Source organism: Providencia heimbachae ATCC 35613 (assembly GCF_001655055.1).
GTDB classification, from domain to species: Bacteria; Pseudomonadota; Gammaproteobacteria; order Enterobacterales; family Enterobacteriaceae; genus Providencia; species Providencia heimbachae.
This window is the reverse complement of record NZ_LXEW01000014.1, coordinates 1-20,483: the sequence shown is the minus strand read 5'-3', so window position 1 is coordinate 20,483 and position 20,483 is coordinate 1. Positions and strand designations below refer to the sequence as shown.

Sequence of the window (20,483 nt, the reverse complement as noted above, 5' to 3'; positions counted from 1 at the left end):
TTGTAAATAGAGAGGCTAATTTGTTTTTTTTGAAAAAATCAGGGCACAAAGACATCACCCACAAAGAGCTTTCTGGCAGTACGAATAATTGAAGCTTGTATTCCTTCAGGAAATTCACCCTGTAGATTAAGCGAAACTTCAAAATTACCACTTAGATGCTCTATGGATATATTCGACATATTAATATCACTACTAATATATTGCTTGGCAATGCTATCAGGTAAAATAGTACTTATTGCAATAGCTATCGCGCCAGTGACTGCTAATGCGCCATGACATTTATGGGGCATAAAATAACGAGCATTAATCGTACCGCCATTAATAGCAGGGGAGATTAATATCGGTTTTGGGATCACTTTTTTACTCACATCACCAAGTCCCATTGCCGCACCGGCTTTAATTCGAATACTTTCCAGTTGCTGCATAAATTCTTTATCGGCTTCAAGTTGCTCAGCCGTTTCATAGCCTGTTTTATTCATCTGTGGTGCATCAATTAAAACAATCGGGACAGCCATATCAATGCAACTCACATTAATCCCATCAATTGTATCGATGGGATGACCCGTTGGTAATAATTGACCAGTTTTAGCGCCACAAGCATTTAAAAAAGTTAGCGCAATCGGTGCAGCGCTACCGGGTACGCTGGCAATTTGTGTACCACCCTCGTAACAAACTTGCCCATTCGGCGTTTGTACTGTCGAATTAACAAAAGTATTGGTATTGATATTGCGAACACGTACAGTCGTTTGGCTGCCCGAGATAGGCACGAGACCTTGCTCAATAGCAAAAGGGCCGACGGCACACAGTATATTGCCACAATTTGGTGCGGTATCGACGATGCGTTCGGTGATAGCAACTTGAGCAAATAAATAGTCAACATCGGCATCTGGATGAAGGGATTTGCTAATAATCGCCACTTTACTGGTTTGCGGGCTACCACCACCAATACCATCAATCTGTAAAGGGTGGCCAGAACCCATAATGGCTAAAATGAGTTCATCACGTTGATTAATATCGGTAGGGAGTGAATCGGCTAATAAGAACACGCCTTTTGATGTGCCGCCACGCATTAGAGTGCAAGGGATGTTTTTCATGTTTACTCCTATACTCGTCATACTTCAAGTTGCCACGTATACTCTTCATACTTCAAGTTGTTGCGTTGTTGACTGGCGCTCACTCGCACTAGTCACATACTTATGTATGCTCCTAGCGACTCATTCCCTTGTCGCCTAGCTACAACTCGAATTATTTAGAGTATCTACTCGTTGTATTTCAAGTTGTTGCGTTGTTGACTGCGCTCACTCGCACTCGTCACATACTTATGTATGCTCCTAGCGACAACTCGAATTATTTAGAGTATCTATGTGCATGCTTATGAATTATTTAGTACAGATATTTAAGATTAGGGAAATTAATGGAGTGCAATATATTGCACTCCATTATTGCTATCTAGCTAATAGCTATGGTTTAAATTAATCCCATACTGATTAACAGTTCCCACCAACCTAAACCGATAGTCATGTGAACCAGTAAACTTAAAAAAGCCACTATCCCACCAATGATCCACCAAGAACGAATATCATTATAACCAGCACCGAAGACGATTGGAGCTGCTGCGCCTCCGTAATGGGTTAAGCTACCGCCATAGGCATTCGAGAAGAGTAGGCCTAGGGCTAATAGCATCGGTGGTGCACCGGCAACCATACCCACAGTGGCAAATACTGGAACCATCGCTGCAACATAAGCGCCACCCGAGGCAAATAGGTAACGTATCGCGACACTGATAAACATAATCACAAAGAAGGCGAGCATTGCTTGGTCACCGAAAGAGAGGTATTCGCTCATCACATCGGCTAACCATTTGAAAAAGCCTGCTTTGGTCAAGACGCCTGACATCCCAATGATACCACCGTACCAAATCAGGGTGTTCCAGCCACCTTTGTTTTTGAGCACGTCATCCCAAGTGACGACACCAAGAATAAGAGTCAGCGCCATGACGGCGATTGCAACACTGGATGCGCTTACCCCAATTTTATCGGCGAATATCCATCCTGCTAATGCAATAACAAAGATTATGCCGAGTAATTTTTCACGCATGGTCATTGGACCCAAATCACTCAGACCTTTTTCTGCAATCTCTTTATTATTAACTTTTTTTAGCTCAGGGGGATAAAGCTTATAAATAATTAAGGGTGTCAAGACGAGCATAATTAAACCAGGGACCGATGCCGCTAATGCCCATCCTCCCCAACTTAAATGAATGCCCATAATGTCACTCATCATTGCCAGCGCTAATGCGTTTGGTGCCATTGCGGTTAAGAACATATAGCTGGTGGTTTTAGTCACCATATAGACGTTAACTAATAAGTAATGACCCGCTTTACGAGGACTTTTTTCAGGATCAGACCCTAATGCAACGGCGACACTGTTGATGATAGGAAATACGATCCCGCCAGCACGAGCCGTGTTTGATGGTGTTGCTGGAGCGATAATTAAGTCAAGTATCGCCGTGACATAGCCAAGCCCGAGAGTTGTTCCACCTAATTTACCAATGAGAATATAGGAGAGGCGTTTACCAAGTCCGGTAATAACAAATGCAGCACTCAGTGTAAATGCAGCAAATACAAGCCAAGTTGTACCGGATGCATAACCACTTAATACCTCACCTGCTTTAACATCTTTGGTGCCAGTGATACCAATAATAACGGCACTAGCAGCAATGGTCGCGAGTAATATTACAGGTTCTGAATAAGGTTTTAATACCAGCCCGACAATTGCGGCAAGGTAAAGACCAAATAACAGCCAAGCAATATGAGGCAATCCTGCTGGTGTCGGTATTAAGGCAATAATGATTGGAATTGCAATGAGAATTAGCAATTTCCATATTTTGTCTTTTTGCATAGGCTAATTTCCTTGATTTATATACCGGTCATACTTCAAACAACTGATATACCCGTCATACTTCAAATTGCAGGGTTGTTGACTATAGCCACCAACCTGAAACTTGATTTATTTTGAGTCTATATTGGTGGCATAACACCAATATCCTGAAGTTCGAATATACTTAGGGCATAAATTTTAATTTTATAAATTCATTAAAAATATAAGTTCAAAACTTTGAATCCCCATATTTGCTTACAGCTGTATCTTGAATAGAGTTTATTTTTAAGGCATAACGCTATTTGCAAATATGTTGTGAATTTTTAAATCAATGACTGGTGAAGAAAATTAATATGTTGTTAATTTTATCCCTGTGTTAATTAATATTTAAATTCGCATTATTTTATTTAACCTTAAGTGTTCATATTTGAATAAGGTAATCGGGCAAAAAACCAGGTTAGGATTAATAAGTCAGCACTGCCGCCAGGACTTAAATTTCGCTCAATACATTGCTGGTCAAAAATTTGAACTTTTACTAAATCGGATGGATGGTTAATACCACTTTGTAGTAGCAGAGTGGCTTGTTGTTTGGTCCATACTAAACCTTGCATGCCCCCACGATTAGCAATATTGGTGTCGTCATTTATTTTCATCAATAAAATCAAGGTATCGATCAATGCAATATCTTGTATTTTACCTATAGCGAGCTGTTGTAAGTAATAAGGAAGTGAGTGATTGATAACTAAATGATAACCACTTTCAGCTTCGCCTCTCGCACCTGTTAATCCATATTGTTGATATAAACGTTGTCCGGCGGTTAGGTTATCCGTTGGCCGCTTTAATTCATCGTTAATCCCTTGGCACATTTCTGCGACTAATCGACTAATTGCCATAGGCGAAATTTTTTGTCGTAAAGCTAATTGACGGCCTATTACGGTTAATACTAATCCAAGTGAAAAAATAGAACCTTTATGGGTATTAACACCTTGAGTAGCACGAAACATCGCTTTTTCACATGCAATCCCAATACTTCTAATTTCCGGCAGAACCTGTTCGATGGCCAAATGTTTATACTGAGCGCCCGCGAGTATAAATTGTGGAAAATACTGGGCGATAGCATTGGCGCTTAAATGAAAATCCGTAAGCGCCATATCTTTATGTGCACCCGTATTATATTTATCAACTAAACCGGGTTTAGGTGTTAAATTCACTTCTGCGAGCATGGCTTGCCAAGCGAGCTGGCTATAATGTTGAATAAGGTTTTCGCCTAAATCATTAATCTGCTCAGTAAGCTGTGGGCGCATTGGCTAACTCCTCGATTCGATTAAAAATTTCATTAAGCGGATGTGTTCGATGACGAGCACACACTTTGGCTTCATTCTCACAAATTAAACAACGTCTTGGTGGTAAATTTAATTGGCTGCGTGAGAACTGCTGTCCTTGTGCATCGAAAACATCAAAATCCCATAATCGACCGACAGGAGATAATTCTTCCGCTTCAATTAAGGCTTTTTTCACTTCAACTGCGTTTGCATCTACCGCCACTAAGCATTCAGGTCCCGTTTTTAGTGGAAAAGATTGTTGTGATAAAAGTACCCACTGCCTGCATAAAGCAACTTGTTTAAGCGCATTTAGTCCCTGATTAAAAATATGTCTGACCAGATGGCTGTCTTTCACAGCGCCCGGAAAAACAACAGTAAATGAAATCAAGGTTACCTGATGGAGACCAATCCATTCTTGCTGGCGAGCTTGACGGGCATCGCGGCTCGCCAGTAAGTCAGGTAAGGAAATCTCAAGTTGCTCGTTAGTATCAGGCAGTGGGTAAAACATGGTTACTCCTTAATCTGATGAACAATGTCAATGACAGAGCCATCACGATAACGGACTACAGCAACAATTTTATCTGTAAATTCAATAGGATTAGGTTCACCCGTCAACAGCTGAGCGCGTTCTCGTAACCAGCTCATGGAGACTGTTTTTATCCCTTGATTTTCAAGTTGTTGTTTCAATTCAGGACGAGCAGGATTCACAGCAATACCGTGGTCAGTAACTAAAATATCAACACTGGATCCCGGTGTGACACAAGTGATCACTTCATCAACGAGTGTCGGAATGCGTCCGCGAACTAAAGGTGCCACAATGATGGACAATTTCGCTGCAACAGCAGTATCACTATGCCCCCCAGATGCACCACGAATAACACCATCGGAACCAGTTAATACATTAACGTTGAATTGGGTATCAATTTCTAATGCGCTGAGCACTACCACATCAAGCATATCAACGGAAGCGCCTTTGGAATCAAAGCAGGCATATTGATTGGCGCTAATCTCGATATGATTTGGATTTCGTGCCAGTGATTCTGCGGCAGCGCGGTCAAAGCTTTGTACGTCCAATAATTTACGGATCAAACCTTTTTCATGCAGGTCAACAATGGTTGATGTAATACCACCGAGGGCAAAGCCTGCTTGAATATTATGACGGCGCATTTTATCTTCAAGGAAACGTGTTACGGCAAGAGAAGCGCCGCCAGTTCCAGTTTGTAATGAAAACCCATCTTTAAAGTATCCTGACTTTTCAATCACATCAGCGGCGGTGCGTGCAATTAATAATTCACGTGGATTGGAAGTCATACGGGTTGCATCTGCGCCAATTTTATCGGCATCACCAACACGTTTTACTTTAACGATGTAATCCACTTCATCCTGTTTGATACTGGATGGATTATGAGGATAAGCCAATATTTCTTCTGTTAGCATTACCACTTTTTGGGCAGTTTCGGCATCAATTTTTGCATAGCCCAGAGAGCCGCAACTTGCATTACCGGTATAGCCATTGGCATTGCCATATTCATCACAAGATGGCACACCAATAAAGGCAACATCGATGTTTAGCTCACCGCTATGAACAAGATTGGCTCGTCCACCGTGTGAATGGATTTGCACCGGTTCTTCAAGCTCTCCCCGTGAAATAGCTTCTGCTAATGGGCCGCGAATACCAGAAGTATAGATTTTGCGAATAACACCGTGGCGAATATGCTCAACCAAAGGAGAGTGGCAAGCGCTTAGTGAGCTAGAGGCGAGGGTGAGGTTACGAAAACCCATTTCTGCAATAACTTGCATCACCATATTGACAGTCAGGTCACCACCACGAAAAGCATGGTGAAATGAAATGGTCATGCCATCTTTTAATCCAGAGCGGCGAATAGCCACTTGTAAGTCATCGCACAGTTTGCGGTTTCGTGGTTTTTGTACCTGTTGTTGCACTTTTCCAATATCTTTAAATGAGCGCAATGTTTCATCTGTTTTGGGTTCTAGGTAGGCTGATACGCGAGCCTGGCGCTGAGTTATTGTTGTCATTTTTTGCCTCACTCTTCCCGAATACCTGATAATGCCGCCCGAGATAACACTAGGCGAGCTCTGTCAATCACTGGGCCATCGACCATTTTCCCATTTAATGAAACTACCCCTTTACCTTCGAGAGCAGCTGCATCCGCCGCATCTACAACGCGTTGGGCATGGTCGACTTCTTTTTGAGTTGGCGCATAAAGATTATGAAGTAACTCAATTTGTCGTGGATTAATTAATGATTTGCCATCAAAGCCAAGCTGTTTAATCAAGGCGGCTTCTTTTAAGAAACCTTCCTCATTATTGGCATCAGAATAAACGGTATCAAAGGCTTGGATACCGGCTGAGCGAGCGGCTTGTAAAATGGCGCACCGAGCATAGAGGAGTTCAATGCCGTCTGGAGACCGCTCGGTGCGCAAATTGCGGACATAGTCCTCGGCACCTAAGGCGATGCCAATAAGTCGTGGTGATGAATGGGCGATATTCACAGCTTGAGTGATCCCCATCGGTGATTCAATCGCAGCAAGAAGCCCTGTGCTGCCAGCTTCGCGGCCACAGCTTTTCTCGATGCGTAATATTTCACTTTCAATATCAATCACATCTTGTGCATTATCTGTTTTTGGTAGACGGACAATATCAGCACCACCGCGCACAACCGCTTCAAGGTCAGCAACACCAAAAGCGGAATCAAGGGCGTTTACTCGCACAATAGTTTCAATGTCTTGATATAAAGGGTGTTGCAGCGCATGGTAAACCAAGCGGCGAGCCGTATCCTTTTCACGTAAAGTAACTGAATCTTCAAGGTCAAACATCAAAGCATCTGCTTTATAAATGAAAGAGTTACTCAGCATCGCGGCATTTGAGCCGGGCACAAATAGCATGCTTCTGCGTGTGCGTGATTTTTGTTCTGGCGTCATTATTTATCCTCCCAAGGCAGATATTCAACGTCGCAAGCACGAGCGAATAAGGCTTCTAACCGTGCTTTCAGTACACACTCTAAAGCACCTTTATCATCGATAATGATTTGTGCTCCTTGAATGTCATGCAATTTCACCAGTTCAAGTACGATGCGATGAATGGCATCACCGAATTGTTTTTCAACGCTACTGCTAATTTGTATTGAGACCTCTTGTGTATCCTCTAAAGGCTCTATTCGTACCATGACATCACTCGACTCGAGTGTGCCGGCAACCGCTGCGTGTCGTATTTTCATGATCCACCTGTGACTAATTCAGAACTTTGAATGCGGTTTGTTGCAGACTGTGCTTGGGTAGCCAACATACTTTGGAGATATTGGTAGGTTGGCTCAGGCACAATCGGCTTAATCGCCGCAAGATCTTTTTTAGCGAGAAGTCTTCGAACTTGCGAGGCGGAAACCGCCGTGCCATCAATGACTACTCGCGGTAATTCAACGAGTTCAATCGGAGGGAAATTCATCGCATCCGTTTCAAGCCAAAAGCGCATATCTTGGTTATATTGATTAGTGACTTGGCAAAAAGGCTCTGAACCGACAAAACGATGTGTTATTCCCAGGGCTGGGGCAATATATTGACGAAAAATCTTAATATCGATTTCGGTATAGCAATTGTTTGCAACCGTTTTATCTTTAATAAAGTAGCAAGGGAAAGTGGCTCGAGAAATAATATACTCAGAACCTTTATGAATAGTCAGGTTATCAATTCCTTTGGTACCCGCTTCGATTAAATTTAAGCGAACTTTATAAGGAAAGCGTGAAGTATCTTCTTTTACGACAAATAGATGTAACCAATCACAAGCTTTAGCGGCTTGCTCTATTAAATAACGATGTCCAAGCGTAAAAGGATTGGCATTCATCACAATCGCACCAATTCTTTTTCCTTCTTTACGTTGTTCTTTTAAACTTTGAATATAACGTTTGAGGTAACAGCAACTATTTTCCATTAAAACCATGACATTAGGCACGGCTGCAATAGTATGAAAGCCACATTGTTGAAATAGGCTTTCATTTTGAATTTTTGTATATATAAATAAATGAGTAGTATTATTTTCGTAAGCAAGATTAACCAGTTCAGTCGCCAGTTTTAATGCAAGACCTTCACCTCGCATATCATCACTGATAGCAACGCATTTAATCACATTTTTAGCTAAACCACCGCATGCAATTAATTTATCATTGCGAGTTATGGTAATAAAAACGTCGATGCTGGCATCAAGCTCTAAATCATTCTCTTTTAAAAACTGAGTGATTTCAGCAAGTTTCCTGTTCTCATGACGTTTTATCTGATTAAACGTTATGTTTTCGAACATAATAGTATCCTGCATCTCCTTTAGAGATGTATTTAAAATGTTGCTAATGTTAAAGTTAATTAAATAAATATTTTTCGCAGTTTTAATTAATTACTCAATAAGCGTTTATTTAATTACCCTTTTCAATATTAATATTAAAGGTACTGTATTTAATATACTTGACCTATTTCATGTTTCTAAAATGAGTTTGTATTTATTTAATGGTTTTAAAGTTTTTAATTATTTTATATGTGTTTTATTTCATGGTTTTAATGTGTTTAATTAATAATATGTGTATTATGTTTTTGCTTGTGGTTTGTTTTGAAGTTTATTTCATGATTTTTGATGTAACAAAAATTTTACTTTTCAGCGGGTAATGGGATTGTCGATGAAAAAAGAGTATCAACTCCCCACATTTAAGAAAGTAAACTCAATTTCATTCTCTATGCGAGTGTTCCTTCTTCTATTATTTGTTTCCGTGTTCCTGACATTGGGATTGGGGAAATACTTTACGGATACTGCCGAGAACCGGTTGATGTCAAATATTCGATCGCTAGCCATGAACCAAGCGAAGCTGATTGCATCGATGGATGGCGTAATTGAAGCGGTGAAAACTAAAAACATTCCGCAGCTCAAAATTATTGCAGATAAGCTGAACCAAGACTCAGATTACGATTATGTGGTGATTGGTGATGAAAATTCGATGCGCTTGTATCATCCTAATAGCGAAAAAGTCGGTTTCAAAATGCAATGGAATAAACCGGGTGCACTTGAGAATGGAGAAAGCTATTTTATTGGGGGGGAAGGCTCTATCGGAAATGCGATGCGAGCTAAAACACCCGTATATGATGAAAATGGTACGGTGATTGGTGTCGTGTCTATTGGTTATCTGACCAATAAAATTGACACTTCACGTAGCGAGTTATTTGTTCAAACAGGTGCAACGTTTGTCGGCGTTTTAGTTATCCTACTTTTTTTATCTTGGGTATTTACGCGGTTAATTCAGCGTCAAATGTTGGGGATGGAACCCGAAGAAATCACCCAATTAGTTCAAGTCCAAAAAGGGATATTTGAAGCCGTTTTTGAAGGGATTATTGCGGTCAATTATCACGGTAAGATTATTAATATCAACCATAATGCAAGAAAAATGCTTTCATTGAGTGAACCTGCCGGCCAATTAATTGGTAAGTCAATTTCTGAACATATTTCTCCAGCTGAATTTTTTACGACAGACATAGCAATATCTAAGCATGATGTTTTGTGTGAGTTTAATGGACTAAATGTGATAGCAAATCGCATCGCGATCCGTGACGGTGATCAACTGATTGGCGTTGTGATCAGTTTTCGTAGTCAAAACGATATTGAATCGCTTAATTCCCAATTGACACAAGTCCGTCAATACGTAGAAAATTTGCGTACTTTACGTCACGAACACTTAAATTGGATGTCGACGTTAAGTGGTCTTTTGCAAATGAAAGAATATGACCAAGCACTGGCTTTAATTAAAGGCGAGTCAGAGTCCCAGCAACAACTAATTGACTCATTACGCGAACAGTTCTCGGATAAACAAGTCGCTGGATTACTCTTTGGGAAATACCACCGGGCGAAAGAACTGGGGCTTCAATTAAAATTTACGCCAGGAAGCCAATTAAGGTCTTTGCCTAATTCATTGAATAGTGTTGAATTTTGTGCGATTTTAGGTAACTTACTAGATAATGCATTCGAAGCTAGCTTAAAAGTGAGTGATGGCAATAAACACGTTGAGCTCTACCTTTCCGATGAAGGAAAGGACATTGTTATTGAAGTTGCTGACCAAGGGTGTGGTTTTCCTCTAGCAATAAAAGACAAGTGGTTCGAGAGAGGGATCACCACAAAAACGGAAGCTGTAGATGGACACGGGATCGGGTTATATTTGGTCTCATCGTATGTGAGTCGGTGCAATGGAGCGGTTATTATTGAAGAAAATCAACCGCATGGTACAGTATTCTCTATATTTATTCCGAAAGTGAAGATACAAAATGATTAAGATAAAAATCCTCATTGTGGAAGATGAATTACTCCTCGCGGAAATGCATGCGGAGTATATCAAAGCTTACCCAGGCTGCGACAAAGTGTGGCTCGCCGGTAACATTACTGAAGCAAGACGAATGATTGAATACATGAAACCAGACTTGATTCTATTGGATAATTATTTACCTGATGGTAAAGGTATTGATCTGGTTCATGAGCTTATTCAAGAAAGAAACGGTGCTGATATTGTATTCACAACTGCGGCGAGTGATATGGATACCGTTTCAGAAGCTATTCGCTTGGGGGTTTTTGATTATTTAGTGAAGCCGATAGCTTACGAAAGGTTAGGTCAAACATTAGATAGATATATACAGCGAAAATCTGTACTACAAGCAACGAGCAAAACAAGTCAAAGCCAAATTGATGATATGTTTAATACCTACGCAAGGGGAGAAGTAAAAGAAGAATTGCCCACAGGTATTGACACATTAACTTTGGAAAAAGTTCTCTCGTTGTTTATTGAGCCAGGTGCTGAATATACAGCGGAAACTATCGCAGAGACCATAAAATTAAGCCGTACAACCGCAAGGCGTTATTTAGAGTACTGTTTGGCACAAAATAAGATTGAAGCGGAAATAGCGTATGGGAAGGTGGGGCGGCCGCAACGGATATACCGCAAATCCTCTATTTCCTCGTCATAATTCAAGCTGTAGGGGTGTTGGCTTCATACGCTAACCCGAGTCACATACTAATGTATGCTCCTCGGGCTTAGCTTTACTCGCCGCCTACCTACAACTTGAATTGTTTAGAGGATTAACTATAAGTCATAGTTCAAGCTGAAAATGTGTTGGCTTCATACGCTAACTCGGGTCACATACTTATGTATGCGCCTAGCACTTAGCTTTACTCACCGCCTACCTACAACATGAATTATTTAGAGGATTAATTGTAGGCCTTAATTCAAGCTGAAAATGTGTTGGCTTCAAATAAAAATAAAAGTAAATCAGTAACAAAAATGGCAACAAAATAATTTGCAGATTTTCTGATATTGACTGTTTATTTATTTTGATTTTCTAGAATTAAGACTTTTTTCTCTGCGCGTTCATTTCCTTGTGCGGCGGCTAATTTGTACCAACGCAATGCTTTCTTATCATCTTGAGTGACACCCATACCATATTGGTAACAAGCGCCACTGGCATATTGTGCATCAGGGCTATTTTGTTGAGCCGCTTTAATAAACCAATGGCAAGCCTTGGCTTGGTCAGGGCTTATTTCATCGCCTCGTGCATAGATAAGAGCTAAATTAAATTGCGCCGAAACTTCGCCCTTATCAGCAGCGAGAGTTAACCACTTAATGGCTGATTTAATCTCTTTTTTCGTACCTTGCCCAGATAAATACAACATACCTAAGCTATTTTGTGCGGGTGAAAAATCGAGCTCAGCAGAACGCGTAAAATATTGGAAGGCGAGAGGGTAATCAACTTTATCATACATTCCTGTGGCAGCTTGGTAGCCCAGTAAGTATAACGCCTGAGGATGATTTTTTTCTGCAAGGTTAAGATAAATTGCTTGTGCTTTTTTAGGGTCTTCAGTCACCGCAGTGCCTTTTTCATACCAATACGCAAGGGTGAGTAAAGCCGCAGGGAAATCTTGCTCTGCAGCCTTTTGTAGCCAATGTTCTGCTTGTTGTGGATTTTTTTCTAAAAGTTTATTGACGCCATGTAGCGTGTATTGCGCCATATTCATTTGGCCGAGAGGATCACCAGCCTCAGCAGCTTTCAGCATCCAATAAAGCATCTCTTTTTCATTTTTTGGGATACCCGAAGTACCTTCTTGGTACATCAAGGCGAGGTTAATTTGTGCTTTGGTGAAACCTTGTTCGGCGGCTTTATGATACCAAATAATTGCATTATCAAACTGGCCTTTAGATTGATAAAACATCGCTAAATTAAATTGAGCTTCAGCCTGCCCATTATCAGTAAGCGCAACTAAGCTTTGTTCATCAGTTTGGGTAAGCAAGGGATCTGCATAAGCAACGTGAGCAAAAAAACTACTGACAATGAAAAAGGATAAAAAAAATTTTTTCACATCGATTCCTTCAAGCTGAATCTTTCAAAATAGGGTAATGTTTAGGTTATCCTGTTGTTTTCATTCATGCAATTATTGGATGAAATCAACACACAATACGCTAAAAATGCTTACCTCTGACGGTAAAAAATAATTTTTAAAGAAAAAATAAAAAAAGATGAACCTTTTTGATAAGACCGATGTCTTATTAGTATCTATATTACTGTTTGCTTGCGTAAACATTCATATATTTACCCTCATCATTCATTTCTTTACATGAAGTAATGTAATAATGCAGCTACGTAGTGATAGTTTTTAAAGATCCTTGAGTAGTATGCATTAGCCCAGTTTATTCACTGGGCTTTTTTTTGTCTAAAAATTACGTGCCTCAAAATTTTCGACCCTTCAAACAGTAAAATCGACTGATGATTTGAATTGTTTTATATCAGTATGACAAAAGTAATTATTTAGTTAAATAATCCCTTAGCTAAATATTTAATAAGTGAAACTATAACTTAAATTAATTTAGCTTATTTATTATTCATCAAAATAAATCTATTAAGTAAAAATTAGCCATTATCTTTTAAATTTAGAATAATATACTTAACAAATGGTAAACATATGATTAATTAGTGGTCGATAATAATATTGGTATTTTGTAAAAAATTGAAGTTAATCACGATAAAAATCCATTCACCCAGTAATTAACACTAGCTAAATCTTTATTTTTGGTGCATAAATAACGTATATTGTTTAATTGATTATTGGGTCTGTAGCCGTTTATATCCTTATTAACGTTGAATAAATAATCAATTATGCTTTAACTCATTGAATTTTATGTTAGTGATTCATAAACAATATTTACACACAGTTTTATTTGTTTTGAGGTCAGGGAATGATTCTCCTCCTACCGAAAGTGAATATTTCAAACTTTAAATTCTTGGGATTATAACAATGCGAGAGTGCAGACAGCGCTCCGTGGTTTTTTTTGCATATGTACAGGTTGTACTAGAGGTAACTTGTGTCCACAACAAATAATAAAGAGGAAGTGAGTCTTAACGCGTTTAAGCAACCTCGATCGTTCTATCTCATCTTTTCTATCGAACTCTGGGAACGTTTTGGTTATTACGGCCTTCAAGGGATCCTACCTATTTACCTTAGCCAAGTGCTGGGAATGTCAGAAACAGAGTCAATTGCTTTGTTCGCTGCATTTTCTGCATTGGTATATGGCTTTGTTGCTATTGGAGGCTGGTTAGGGGATAAAGTTTTAGGCACTAAACGCGCAATAGTACTTGGGACGATGGTGCTAATTGCAGGGTATGCATTTGTTGCTTTTGCAGACCATGACGTATCAATGGTCTATTTAGGATTGGCGACAATCGCGGTGGGTAACGGCTTATTTAAAGCCAATCCATCCTCTTTATTATCAACCTGTTATGAGAAAGATGACCCTAGATTGGACGGTGCATTTACCATGTACTATATGTCCGTTAATATCGGTTCATTCTTCTCAATGATGGCCACTCCGTGGTTAGCTAAGCATTACGGTTGGGATGTTGCGTTTTCTTTAAGTTTTGTTGGTTTGATTATTACACTTATCAACTTCTTTATGTGTAAGAAATGGGTTTCTCAGCATGGCTCTAAACCAGACTTTGAACCTATTGTAATCCCAAAACTACTCGCAACGATTGTCGGCGTGGTTGCATTAATTGCACTTTCAAATTGGCTGCTCTATAACTTAGGCATTGCTCGTACCGCATTAGCCATCATTTCGTTAGGTATCCTCGTTATTTTTATCAAAGAAACCTTAGCGCTAAAAGGGATTGCTCGGCGTCGAATGATCGTCGCACTCATCCTGATGCTTGAAGCGATAGTCTTCTTTGTTTTATATAGTCAAATGCCAACGTCATTAAACTTCTTTGCGTTGCATAACGTTGAACATGAAGTGCTCGGTTTTTCAATCGAACCAGCTCAGTATCAAGCGCTAAACCCACTTTGGATCATGATTGGTAGCCCAATATTGGCCGCTATCTATAATAAAATGGGCGATCATTTACCGATGGCACATAAATTTGCGATTGGTATGGTGCTTTGCTCGGCGGCATTCCTTGTCTTGCCTCTAGGTGCGAAATTTGCGAATGAAGCGGGTATTGTTTCTGTTCAGTGGCTTATTATTTGTTATGGCTTCCAAAGTATTGGTGAGCTAATGATCTCTGGCTTAGGCTTAGCGATGGTGGCACAGCTTGTACCACAGCGCTTAATGGGCTTCATCATGGGTGCATGGTTCCTGACTAACTCTGCCGCCGCATTTATTGCGGGCTCTGTTGCTTCGATGGCGGCAGTACCTGAAGGCGAGATCACCAGTAAAGTTGAATCATTAGCGGTTTACAGTGATGTATTTATGAAAATTGGTATTGTGACGGGTATTATCGCTATCATTATGATATTGACCGCACCAGTATTAAATCGAATGACTATTGAGCATTAATTAAAGCTTAGTGGGTATTTGGAAATAAAATGAATTGCGGGTAATAAATAAAAAGGGTGATGATGAAGTTTCCAACTTAACGGAGATACTTCAGTAATCGCCCTTTTTATTTGACGCTAGTTGAGCGGAGCGATTTTACTTGTATACGTTATAAGTGACGAACATCTTATCAAGAGAATATTGGTTACATAAGCTGTTTTAACTTAGAAATTGTTGATAGCTAACTTTTAATAGGCAGCCTGATTGAGGCGATGTTACTTGCTCTGGAGCCGTTAACCCTAAGCATGCAGTGGTAATATAGAGATCGGTATCATTGTTAACCAAACAACAACTTGTTGGGCGTTTAACCGATAATGGGTAACGTTTTAGCGTTTTTCCATCAGGGGAGAGCCGAATGATTGCTGAGCCATCAAACATGACACTGAGTAAATAACCTTGGTTATCAATAATCAACCCATCCGGTTTGCCATCTAGTTCCCCAAACTCAGCAAAAATACGTTTATTGGCAATATTTCCTGTTGATAAATAAAAATCATAGGCATAAATAATACGTTTTATTGAATCAGTGACAAATAATGTTTGATTATCATGGCTCCAAGCAAGCCCATTAATAAGTGTGAAACCATCGTCTGCAATGATCCAATTTCTGGTTTGATCAAGACAATAGAGGTACCCACTATTTTCTTTCAATTGCTCGTTAATGAACCCGCACCAAAGTCTGCCTTGGGCATCCATTTTTGCATCATTAAAGCGATACTCTGCATCTAAAAGTGGTGCTGTAGCAATCAAATGCCAATGATACTGGGTGTCTAATTTTGCAATTTGGCTGCCAATACCGACAATCAGTTCCGATTTGTTGTTTTCTACCACAAAAGAGAGGGGCTTTGGTAAGTTATAAGTTGAATAGGTTGCGGTATTCGGATGAAAAACCGACAGTATTCCTTGGTAGGTATCAACCCATAACAACGATTGCCTTGAATAGCTCCAAATAGGGGATTCACCAAGGATATTTTGTGTTCGAACGGCGATATGAATATCGCTCATTTGCGTGGTTCAACATCAGTAATTGCTATTTTTGACCATTGTTCTACGACATCTTGTGCTGTTTTTGCAGAAACTCCCTGAATATTACGTGGATAATCAACATGTTCAGCTTCTAGTGCTTTTGTGGCATGAAATTGGCCATTTGCCGCACGTAGGATCCAACCACCAGATTGGCAAGCCGATGAGGCCAAAAAAGCAACACCGGGAGCGACATCAGCAGGATGTAATTCATTGGGTTCGTCTTCAATACCCCACATACGTGTTTTTGCAACAGGGGAGACTGCATTAACAATAATGCCATGTTTCTCACCTTCTAAGTTCAGGATATTCATGGCACCAACAATTGCCATTTTTGCCGCTGCGTAAGCGGCTAATCCAATTTGTGCATATTGTCCATACAATGCTCGGCATGATGTTGTGACGACAATACGACCATAACCCGCAGATTTCATGGTTGGCCATGCCGCTTGCGCTAACCATAGAGGCGCTTTTGTCGCAATAGACAACATGTGGTCGAATGATTCTTCGTTGAGCTGTTCGATCGGCTGATAAGCGACCCAGCCAGCATTGTGGATCACGGCATTCAATTGCCCAGATTGCTGAATAACGTGTTTTACAAGTTGGTGACACTCTTCACGAGAAGATAGTGAGCCAGTAATTGCACGCACATCGAACCCTTCAGCTTGTAACATTTGTGCCGATCGTTGTGCAATGGTTGGATCGCTGCCATTCCCTTGGCTATCGGCGCCAATGTCTTGAATGAACACGATTGCCCCTAATTTGGCAATACAGCGTACATAAGCAAGCCCTAAGCCACGTGCTCCGCCAGTAACTAATACAACTTGATGTTGAAAAGTGATCATTTTAACGCCTTAGATTATTACTTGAATAAAAAGAGTATCTCAGTGATGATGCAATATATAAAATATGTTTTATGGTTGGTTTTGATATATTTTTTGTATCAATAGTGGTTTGTTGAGGATATGCATGACGGAAAATAAGCGCATCACATTACGTGCAATGGAACAATTTATAGCCGTTGCAGAAGAATTGCATTTTCATCGAGCCGCAAAGCGGCTCAATATGTCTCAGCCACCATTGACGATCGCTATTCGTAAACTGGAAGAAGATATTGAAGTCTGTTTAATTAATCGTGATAGTCGAATCCTGGGATTAACTCCAGCAGGAAAGCGATTTTTGCACGAATCCAGAGAAATACTTCGACAAGCAAACTTGGCAGTGAGAGTTACGCACGATATTGGGATGGGAGACGCGGGAGTTCTACGGCTTGGTTATGTCGGTAGTGCATTATATGGACGATTACCTGACGTAATACACCAATTCCGGCAAGCTCATCCTAACATTCAACTGGAATTAAAAGAAACAACGACTATAGGGCAAGTGAATGATTTACATAATGATAGGTTAGATATTGGTATTATGATCCCTCCGTTAATGAATGCACCTGATATTGAGCTTCAACCATTTGATAGAGATAGGTTATGTATTGCCATAGCACATAACAATCCTTTGAATGAAAGCAATTCGGTTCAATTAGAACATCTTGTTGATGAACCTTTTGTACTTTGGCCGATGGCAGAAGGTAGAGGCTTTCATTTACGAATATTTAAACTGTGTGCTCAGGCCGGATTCGTTCCGAAAATAGTTCAAGAGGCTTATAGCATGCATGCTGTTTTATCTCTGGTAGCGGTAGGCGTTGGGGTATCAATCGTACCGCAAAGTATGCAAACCTTTCGTCAAGATAGAATTAGTTATCTCCCGATAACAACAGGACAAGACATTGAATTTGAATTGTCATTGGGGACGCCAATGACAACAAGCCGAGTTGTGCAAAAATTTATTGAAATTGCTAAATGTGATAATTGACAGACATAAAACGGCAAACAGAATAATTTAAGTTAAATAAAAATGCCAACCTATTAATGGGTTGGCACGAGGTGATAGGCTATTTTTAATGTAATAATTTATTTACTTGAAGTGGCGATTATTGATTATTTTTAATGAACGATTGTGTCCACTGACTAAGACTGTATTTGAAATTCGGCTATAGGCATCGTTAGAGATCCCCGCCATTAGCACGGTTGATGTAATTGCCGTAGCTGAAAAAATCACATCATTAGTACTTACCATGGTATCAAGGGACAAAATATCGCCGATTTCGATTCCCATTTGCTGGCAACGTAAAGTTTCTTCTTTAGCGATTCGAATATTTTCTTCACTTTCACCTTTGGCTTGAGAGCGAGAGACTAATCGTGCTTGCATATCACCACCTAAGGCACGGGCAATGGCTGCACTAATTATTCCTTCAGGTGCGCCGCCAGTACCATACATCATATCAATAGCGTGTTCGGGTAGGATTGTTAATAATGATGCGAGAACATCACCATCGGGGATGGTAATAACGTTAGCGCCAAAATTACGAATAGTTTTAATGATGTGTTGATGGCGGGGTTTATCAAGTACAGCAATAGATAAGCTAGAGATTGGCTTATTTAGTGCAGCCGAAAGTAACTCAATATTTTTTTCTAATGGATTAGCCAGATGTACTGCTCCCCTAGCTTTGGGGCCTACAACGATTTTTTCCATGTACATATCAGGTGCTTGTAATAATGTTCCTGTCGGAGCAGCAGCAAGAACTGCAATGGCATTTTGTTCGTTACAAGCGACCATTCGTGTGCCATCAATAGGGTCTACGGCGATATCTAATCCAAAATTACTTGATTGTTTCCCGACCTTTTCGCCAATATACAGCATTGGGGCATTATCAATTTCACCTTCACCAATCACAATTTTGCCATGGAAATCAATTTCATTTAGCCGATTTCTCATGGCTTCAACCGCCGCTTTATCTGCGGCATTTTTATCTTTTTTTCCTACCCAATCAAAGGCGGCAATTGCAGCAACTTCAGTGACAGAAGCGATAGCCGAGGCTAATTCATCGCTGATTTTCATTTTTAATTTATTTCCCAGATGAATAAAAAGAAGAGTTCCTAAACATATGATACGTTTTTTGTGATCTGTCTGGCAAATTATTGACGATTTAATCAGCAGGAATTAAGTCGATAAATAAGAGAGGCCATGGCAGATCGTGAGTAATCTGCCATGGTTAAAGGGAAGATTAGAGCATTTCGACGATGGAAATACCGCCAATGATCGAAATTAATGCGGCAAGCGTACTCAGTAATACTGTGCCTGCAGCGGTTTCCGTATAGGCCTTATTGCTAATTGCTAATGCCGGAACGGCGGTTGCAGTTGGCAGTACGCCAATAATAAATGCAGCTTTTAATAAATCATCCTGTAACCCCAGAGCAATCCCTGTACCGAGGATCAGTGCAGCTTGTACAAAATTTTTAATGAATACGTTAAAAATAATTTCAGCATTAATTTTTAGCTTGATACCTGAAAGGAGTAAACCAAGGAAAAATAAGGCAACACCGCCAGCAGTTTTACCTAATTCATTTACTGAGTTTTGCAAAATTTCAGGCAATTTAACGCCACAAATTGCTAATATTGCACCCAGTATCGGTAAGAAAACTAAGGGTTGAGCGACGGCTTTACCAATCGATTTTAAAATACTATTCCCTTGCTGCGTTCCACTTATCATCAGTAACGTGAATGGAATAATAATAACCGTATAGATAAGATTACCGAGCACCATGGCAATTAAACCCGATGACCCGACGGTTGCTAATAAAACCGGTGGCCCACAGTATGCCATATCTGGAAATGAAACCGATAAAGCCTGCATCGCAGCATCTTTTTTGTCATGACGGAAAAAAACTTTTCCGGCGATAAATCCAATGACATACGAGACAATTAAGCCTACCGCTAATGCAATCAAGTAATCAACATTGAGTAGCACGGATGGCGGTGCTTGTGCCGCCGCTAAAAATAAAGCAAAAGGCAGTGCAATTTTGACCACAAAATCAGCAAATGCCTGTGAGTATTCACGTTTAATAAAGCCATATTTCCCAGATAACCAGCCAACGGCTAAACCAAGAACAATAGGCCCCAATGCGGCTAGTATTATGTGTAGTAGCATAGTGTCTCTCTTACCCATCTTTACCCGTCATACTTCAAATTGTCGGGGTGTTGGCTACATTCTCTCACTCTAGTCACATACTTATGTATGCTCCTAGAGACTCGCTCATTTGCCGCCTACCGACAACTCGAATTATTTAGGGTAAATTAATCGGGTTGTCTAAATCCGTCATACTTCAAATTGTCGGGGTGTTGGCTACATTCTCTCACTCTAGTCACATACTTATGTATGCTCCTAGAGACTCGCTCATTTGCCGCCTACCGACAACTCGAATTATTTAGGGTAAATTAATCGGGTTGTCTAAATCCGTCATACTTCA

Annotated in this window: 17 protein-coding genes; 4 read left to right on the top strand and 13 right to left on the bottom strand. The window is 40.2% G+C overall.

Annotated features, from left to right (window positions below):
- Positions 1-38: 38 nt before the first annotated feature.
- From M998_RS03600 to citC, 8 genes are all read right to left on the bottom strand, one after another.
- A complete protein-coding gene (locus M998_RS03600) occupies positions 39-1,094 on the bottom strand; it encodes a 4-oxalomesaconate tautomerase (RefSeq protein ID WP_068907601.1) in 1,056 nt (351 codons plus the stop codon).
- Positions 1,095-1,467: 373 nt separating this feature from the next.
- Complete coding sequence (locus tag M998_RS03595) at positions 1,468-2,901, bottom strand: anion permease (protein ID WP_068442770.1); 1,434 nt, start codon at positions 2,899-2,901, stop codon at positions 1,468-1,470.
- Between the two features lie 392 nt (positions 2,902-3,293).
- On the bottom strand, positions 3,294-4,184 hold the full coding sequence (gene citG, locus M998_RS03590) for a triphosphoribosyl-dephospho-CoA synthase CitG (RefSeq protein ID WP_068442773.1): 891 nt from the start codon (positions 4,182-4,184) through the stop codon (positions 3,294-3,296).
- Complete coding sequence (gene citX, locus M998_RS03585) at positions 4,165-4,710, bottom strand: citrate lyase holo-[acyl-carrier protein] synthase (protein ID WP_068907599.1); 546 nt, start codon at positions 4,708-4,710, stop codon at positions 4,165-4,167. The genes citG and citX overlap by 20 nt, the downstream gene beginning before the upstream one ends.
- Positions 4,711-4,712: 2 nt before the next feature.
- Complete coding sequence (gene citF / locus M998_RS03580; protein WP_068907597.1) at positions 4,713-6,239, bottom strand: citrate lyase subunit alpha; 1,527 nt, start codon at positions 6,237-6,239, stop codon at positions 4,713-4,715.
- 8 nt (positions 6,240-6,247) lie between these two features.
- The gene (gene citE / locus M998_RS03575; RefSeq protein WP_068442782.1) at positions 6,248-7,144 is read right to left on the bottom strand and encodes a citrate (pro-3S)-lyase subunit beta; all 897 of its coding nucleotides are present in this window, start codon (positions 7,142-7,144) and stop codon (positions 6,248-6,250) included.
- Positions 7,144-7,440, bottom strand: coding sequence for a citrate lyase acyl carrier protein (citD, locus tag M998_RS03570; RefSeq protein ID WP_068442785.1), 297 nt, complete (start codon positions 7,438-7,440; stop codon positions 7,144-7,146). Before citD ends, citE begins: the two co-directional genes overlap by 1 nt.
- Complete coding sequence (gene citC, locus M998_RS03565) at positions 7,437-8,513, bottom strand: [citrate (pro-3S)-lyase] ligase (protein WP_068442787.1); 1,077 nt, start codon at positions 8,511-8,513, stop codon at positions 7,437-7,439. The genes citD and citC overlap by 4 nt, the downstream gene beginning before the upstream one ends.
- A gap of 367 nt (positions 8,514-8,880) precedes the next feature.
- Between citC and dpiB the strand changes: the two genes are divergently transcribed.
- The gene (dpiB, locus tag M998_RS03560; RefSeq protein WP_068907595.1) at positions 8,881-10,518 is read left to right on the top strand and encodes a sensor histidine kinase DpiB; all 1,638 of its coding nucleotides are present in this window, start codon (positions 8,881-8,883) and stop codon (positions 10,516-10,518) included.
- A complete protein-coding gene (gene dpiA, locus M998_RS03555) occupies positions 10,511-11,203 on the top strand; it encodes a two-component response regulator DpiA (RefSeq protein ID WP_068907593.1) in 693 nt (230 codons plus the stop codon). The genes dpiB and dpiA overlap by 8 nt, the downstream gene beginning before the upstream one ends.
- 355 nt (positions 11,204-11,558) lie before the next feature.
- Here dpiA and M998_RS03550 read toward each other — a convergent pair whose 3' ends face one another.
- Complete coding sequence (locus M998_RS03550) at positions 11,559-12,590, bottom strand: tetratricopeptide repeat protein (RefSeq protein WP_068907591.1); 1,032 nt, start codon at positions 12,588-12,590, stop codon at positions 11,559-11,561.
- 1,000 nt (positions 12,591-13,590) lie between these two features.
- On the opposite strand from M998_RS03550, the gene dtpA reads away from it, so the two are divergent.
- Positions 13,591-15,057: a dipeptide/tripeptide permease DtpA gene (gene dtpA, locus M998_RS03545; protein ID WP_068907589.1), complete on the top strand. Its 1,467-nt coding sequence runs from the start codon at positions 13,591-13,593 to the stop codon at positions 15,055-15,057.
- Positions 15,058-15,255: 198 nt separating this feature from the next.
- Here the strand turns inward: dtpA and M998_RS03540 are convergent, their stop codons facing one another.
- The gene (locus M998_RS03540; RefSeq protein WP_068907588.1) at positions 15,256-16,101 is read right to left on the bottom strand and encodes an SMP-30/gluconolactonase/LRE family protein; all 846 of its coding nucleotides are present in this window, start codon (positions 16,099-16,101) and stop codon (positions 15,256-15,258) included.
- Positions 16,098-16,964 carry an SDR family NAD(P)-dependent oxidoreductase gene (locus tag M998_RS03535; protein WP_068442804.1) on the bottom strand — a complete coding sequence of 289 codons (867 nt, stop codon included), beginning with the start codon at positions 16,962-16,964 and terminating at the stop codon, positions 16,098-16,100. Before M998_RS03535 ends, M998_RS03540 begins: the two co-directional genes overlap by 4 nt.
- Before the next feature lie 124 nt (positions 16,965-17,088).
- Between M998_RS03535 and M998_RS03530 the strand changes: the two genes are divergently transcribed.
- Positions 17,089-17,988 carry a LysR family transcriptional regulator gene (locus M998_RS03530; RefSeq protein ID WP_068907586.1) on the top strand — a complete coding sequence of 300 codons (900 nt, stop codon included), beginning with the start codon at positions 17,089-17,091 and terminating at the stop codon, positions 17,986-17,988.
- 102 nt (positions 17,989-18,090) lie between these two features.
- Here M998_RS03530 and glpX read toward each other — a convergent pair whose 3' ends face one another.
- Both glpX and M998_RS03520 read right to left on the bottom strand, forming a co-directional pair.
- Positions 18,091-19,074 carry a class II fructose-bisphosphatase gene (glpX, locus tag M998_RS03525; protein WP_068442810.1) on the bottom strand — a complete coding sequence of 328 codons (984 nt, stop codon included), beginning with the start codon at positions 19,072-19,074 and terminating at the stop codon, positions 18,091-18,093.
- A 166-nt stretch (positions 19,075-19,240) separates the two neighbouring features.
- Entirely contained in the window at positions 19,241-20,164 is a 924-nt protein-coding gene (locus M998_RS03520) for an AEC family transporter (RefSeq protein ID WP_068442813.1), read from the bottom strand.
- Between the last annotated feature and the right edge of the window lie 319 nt (positions 20,165-20,483).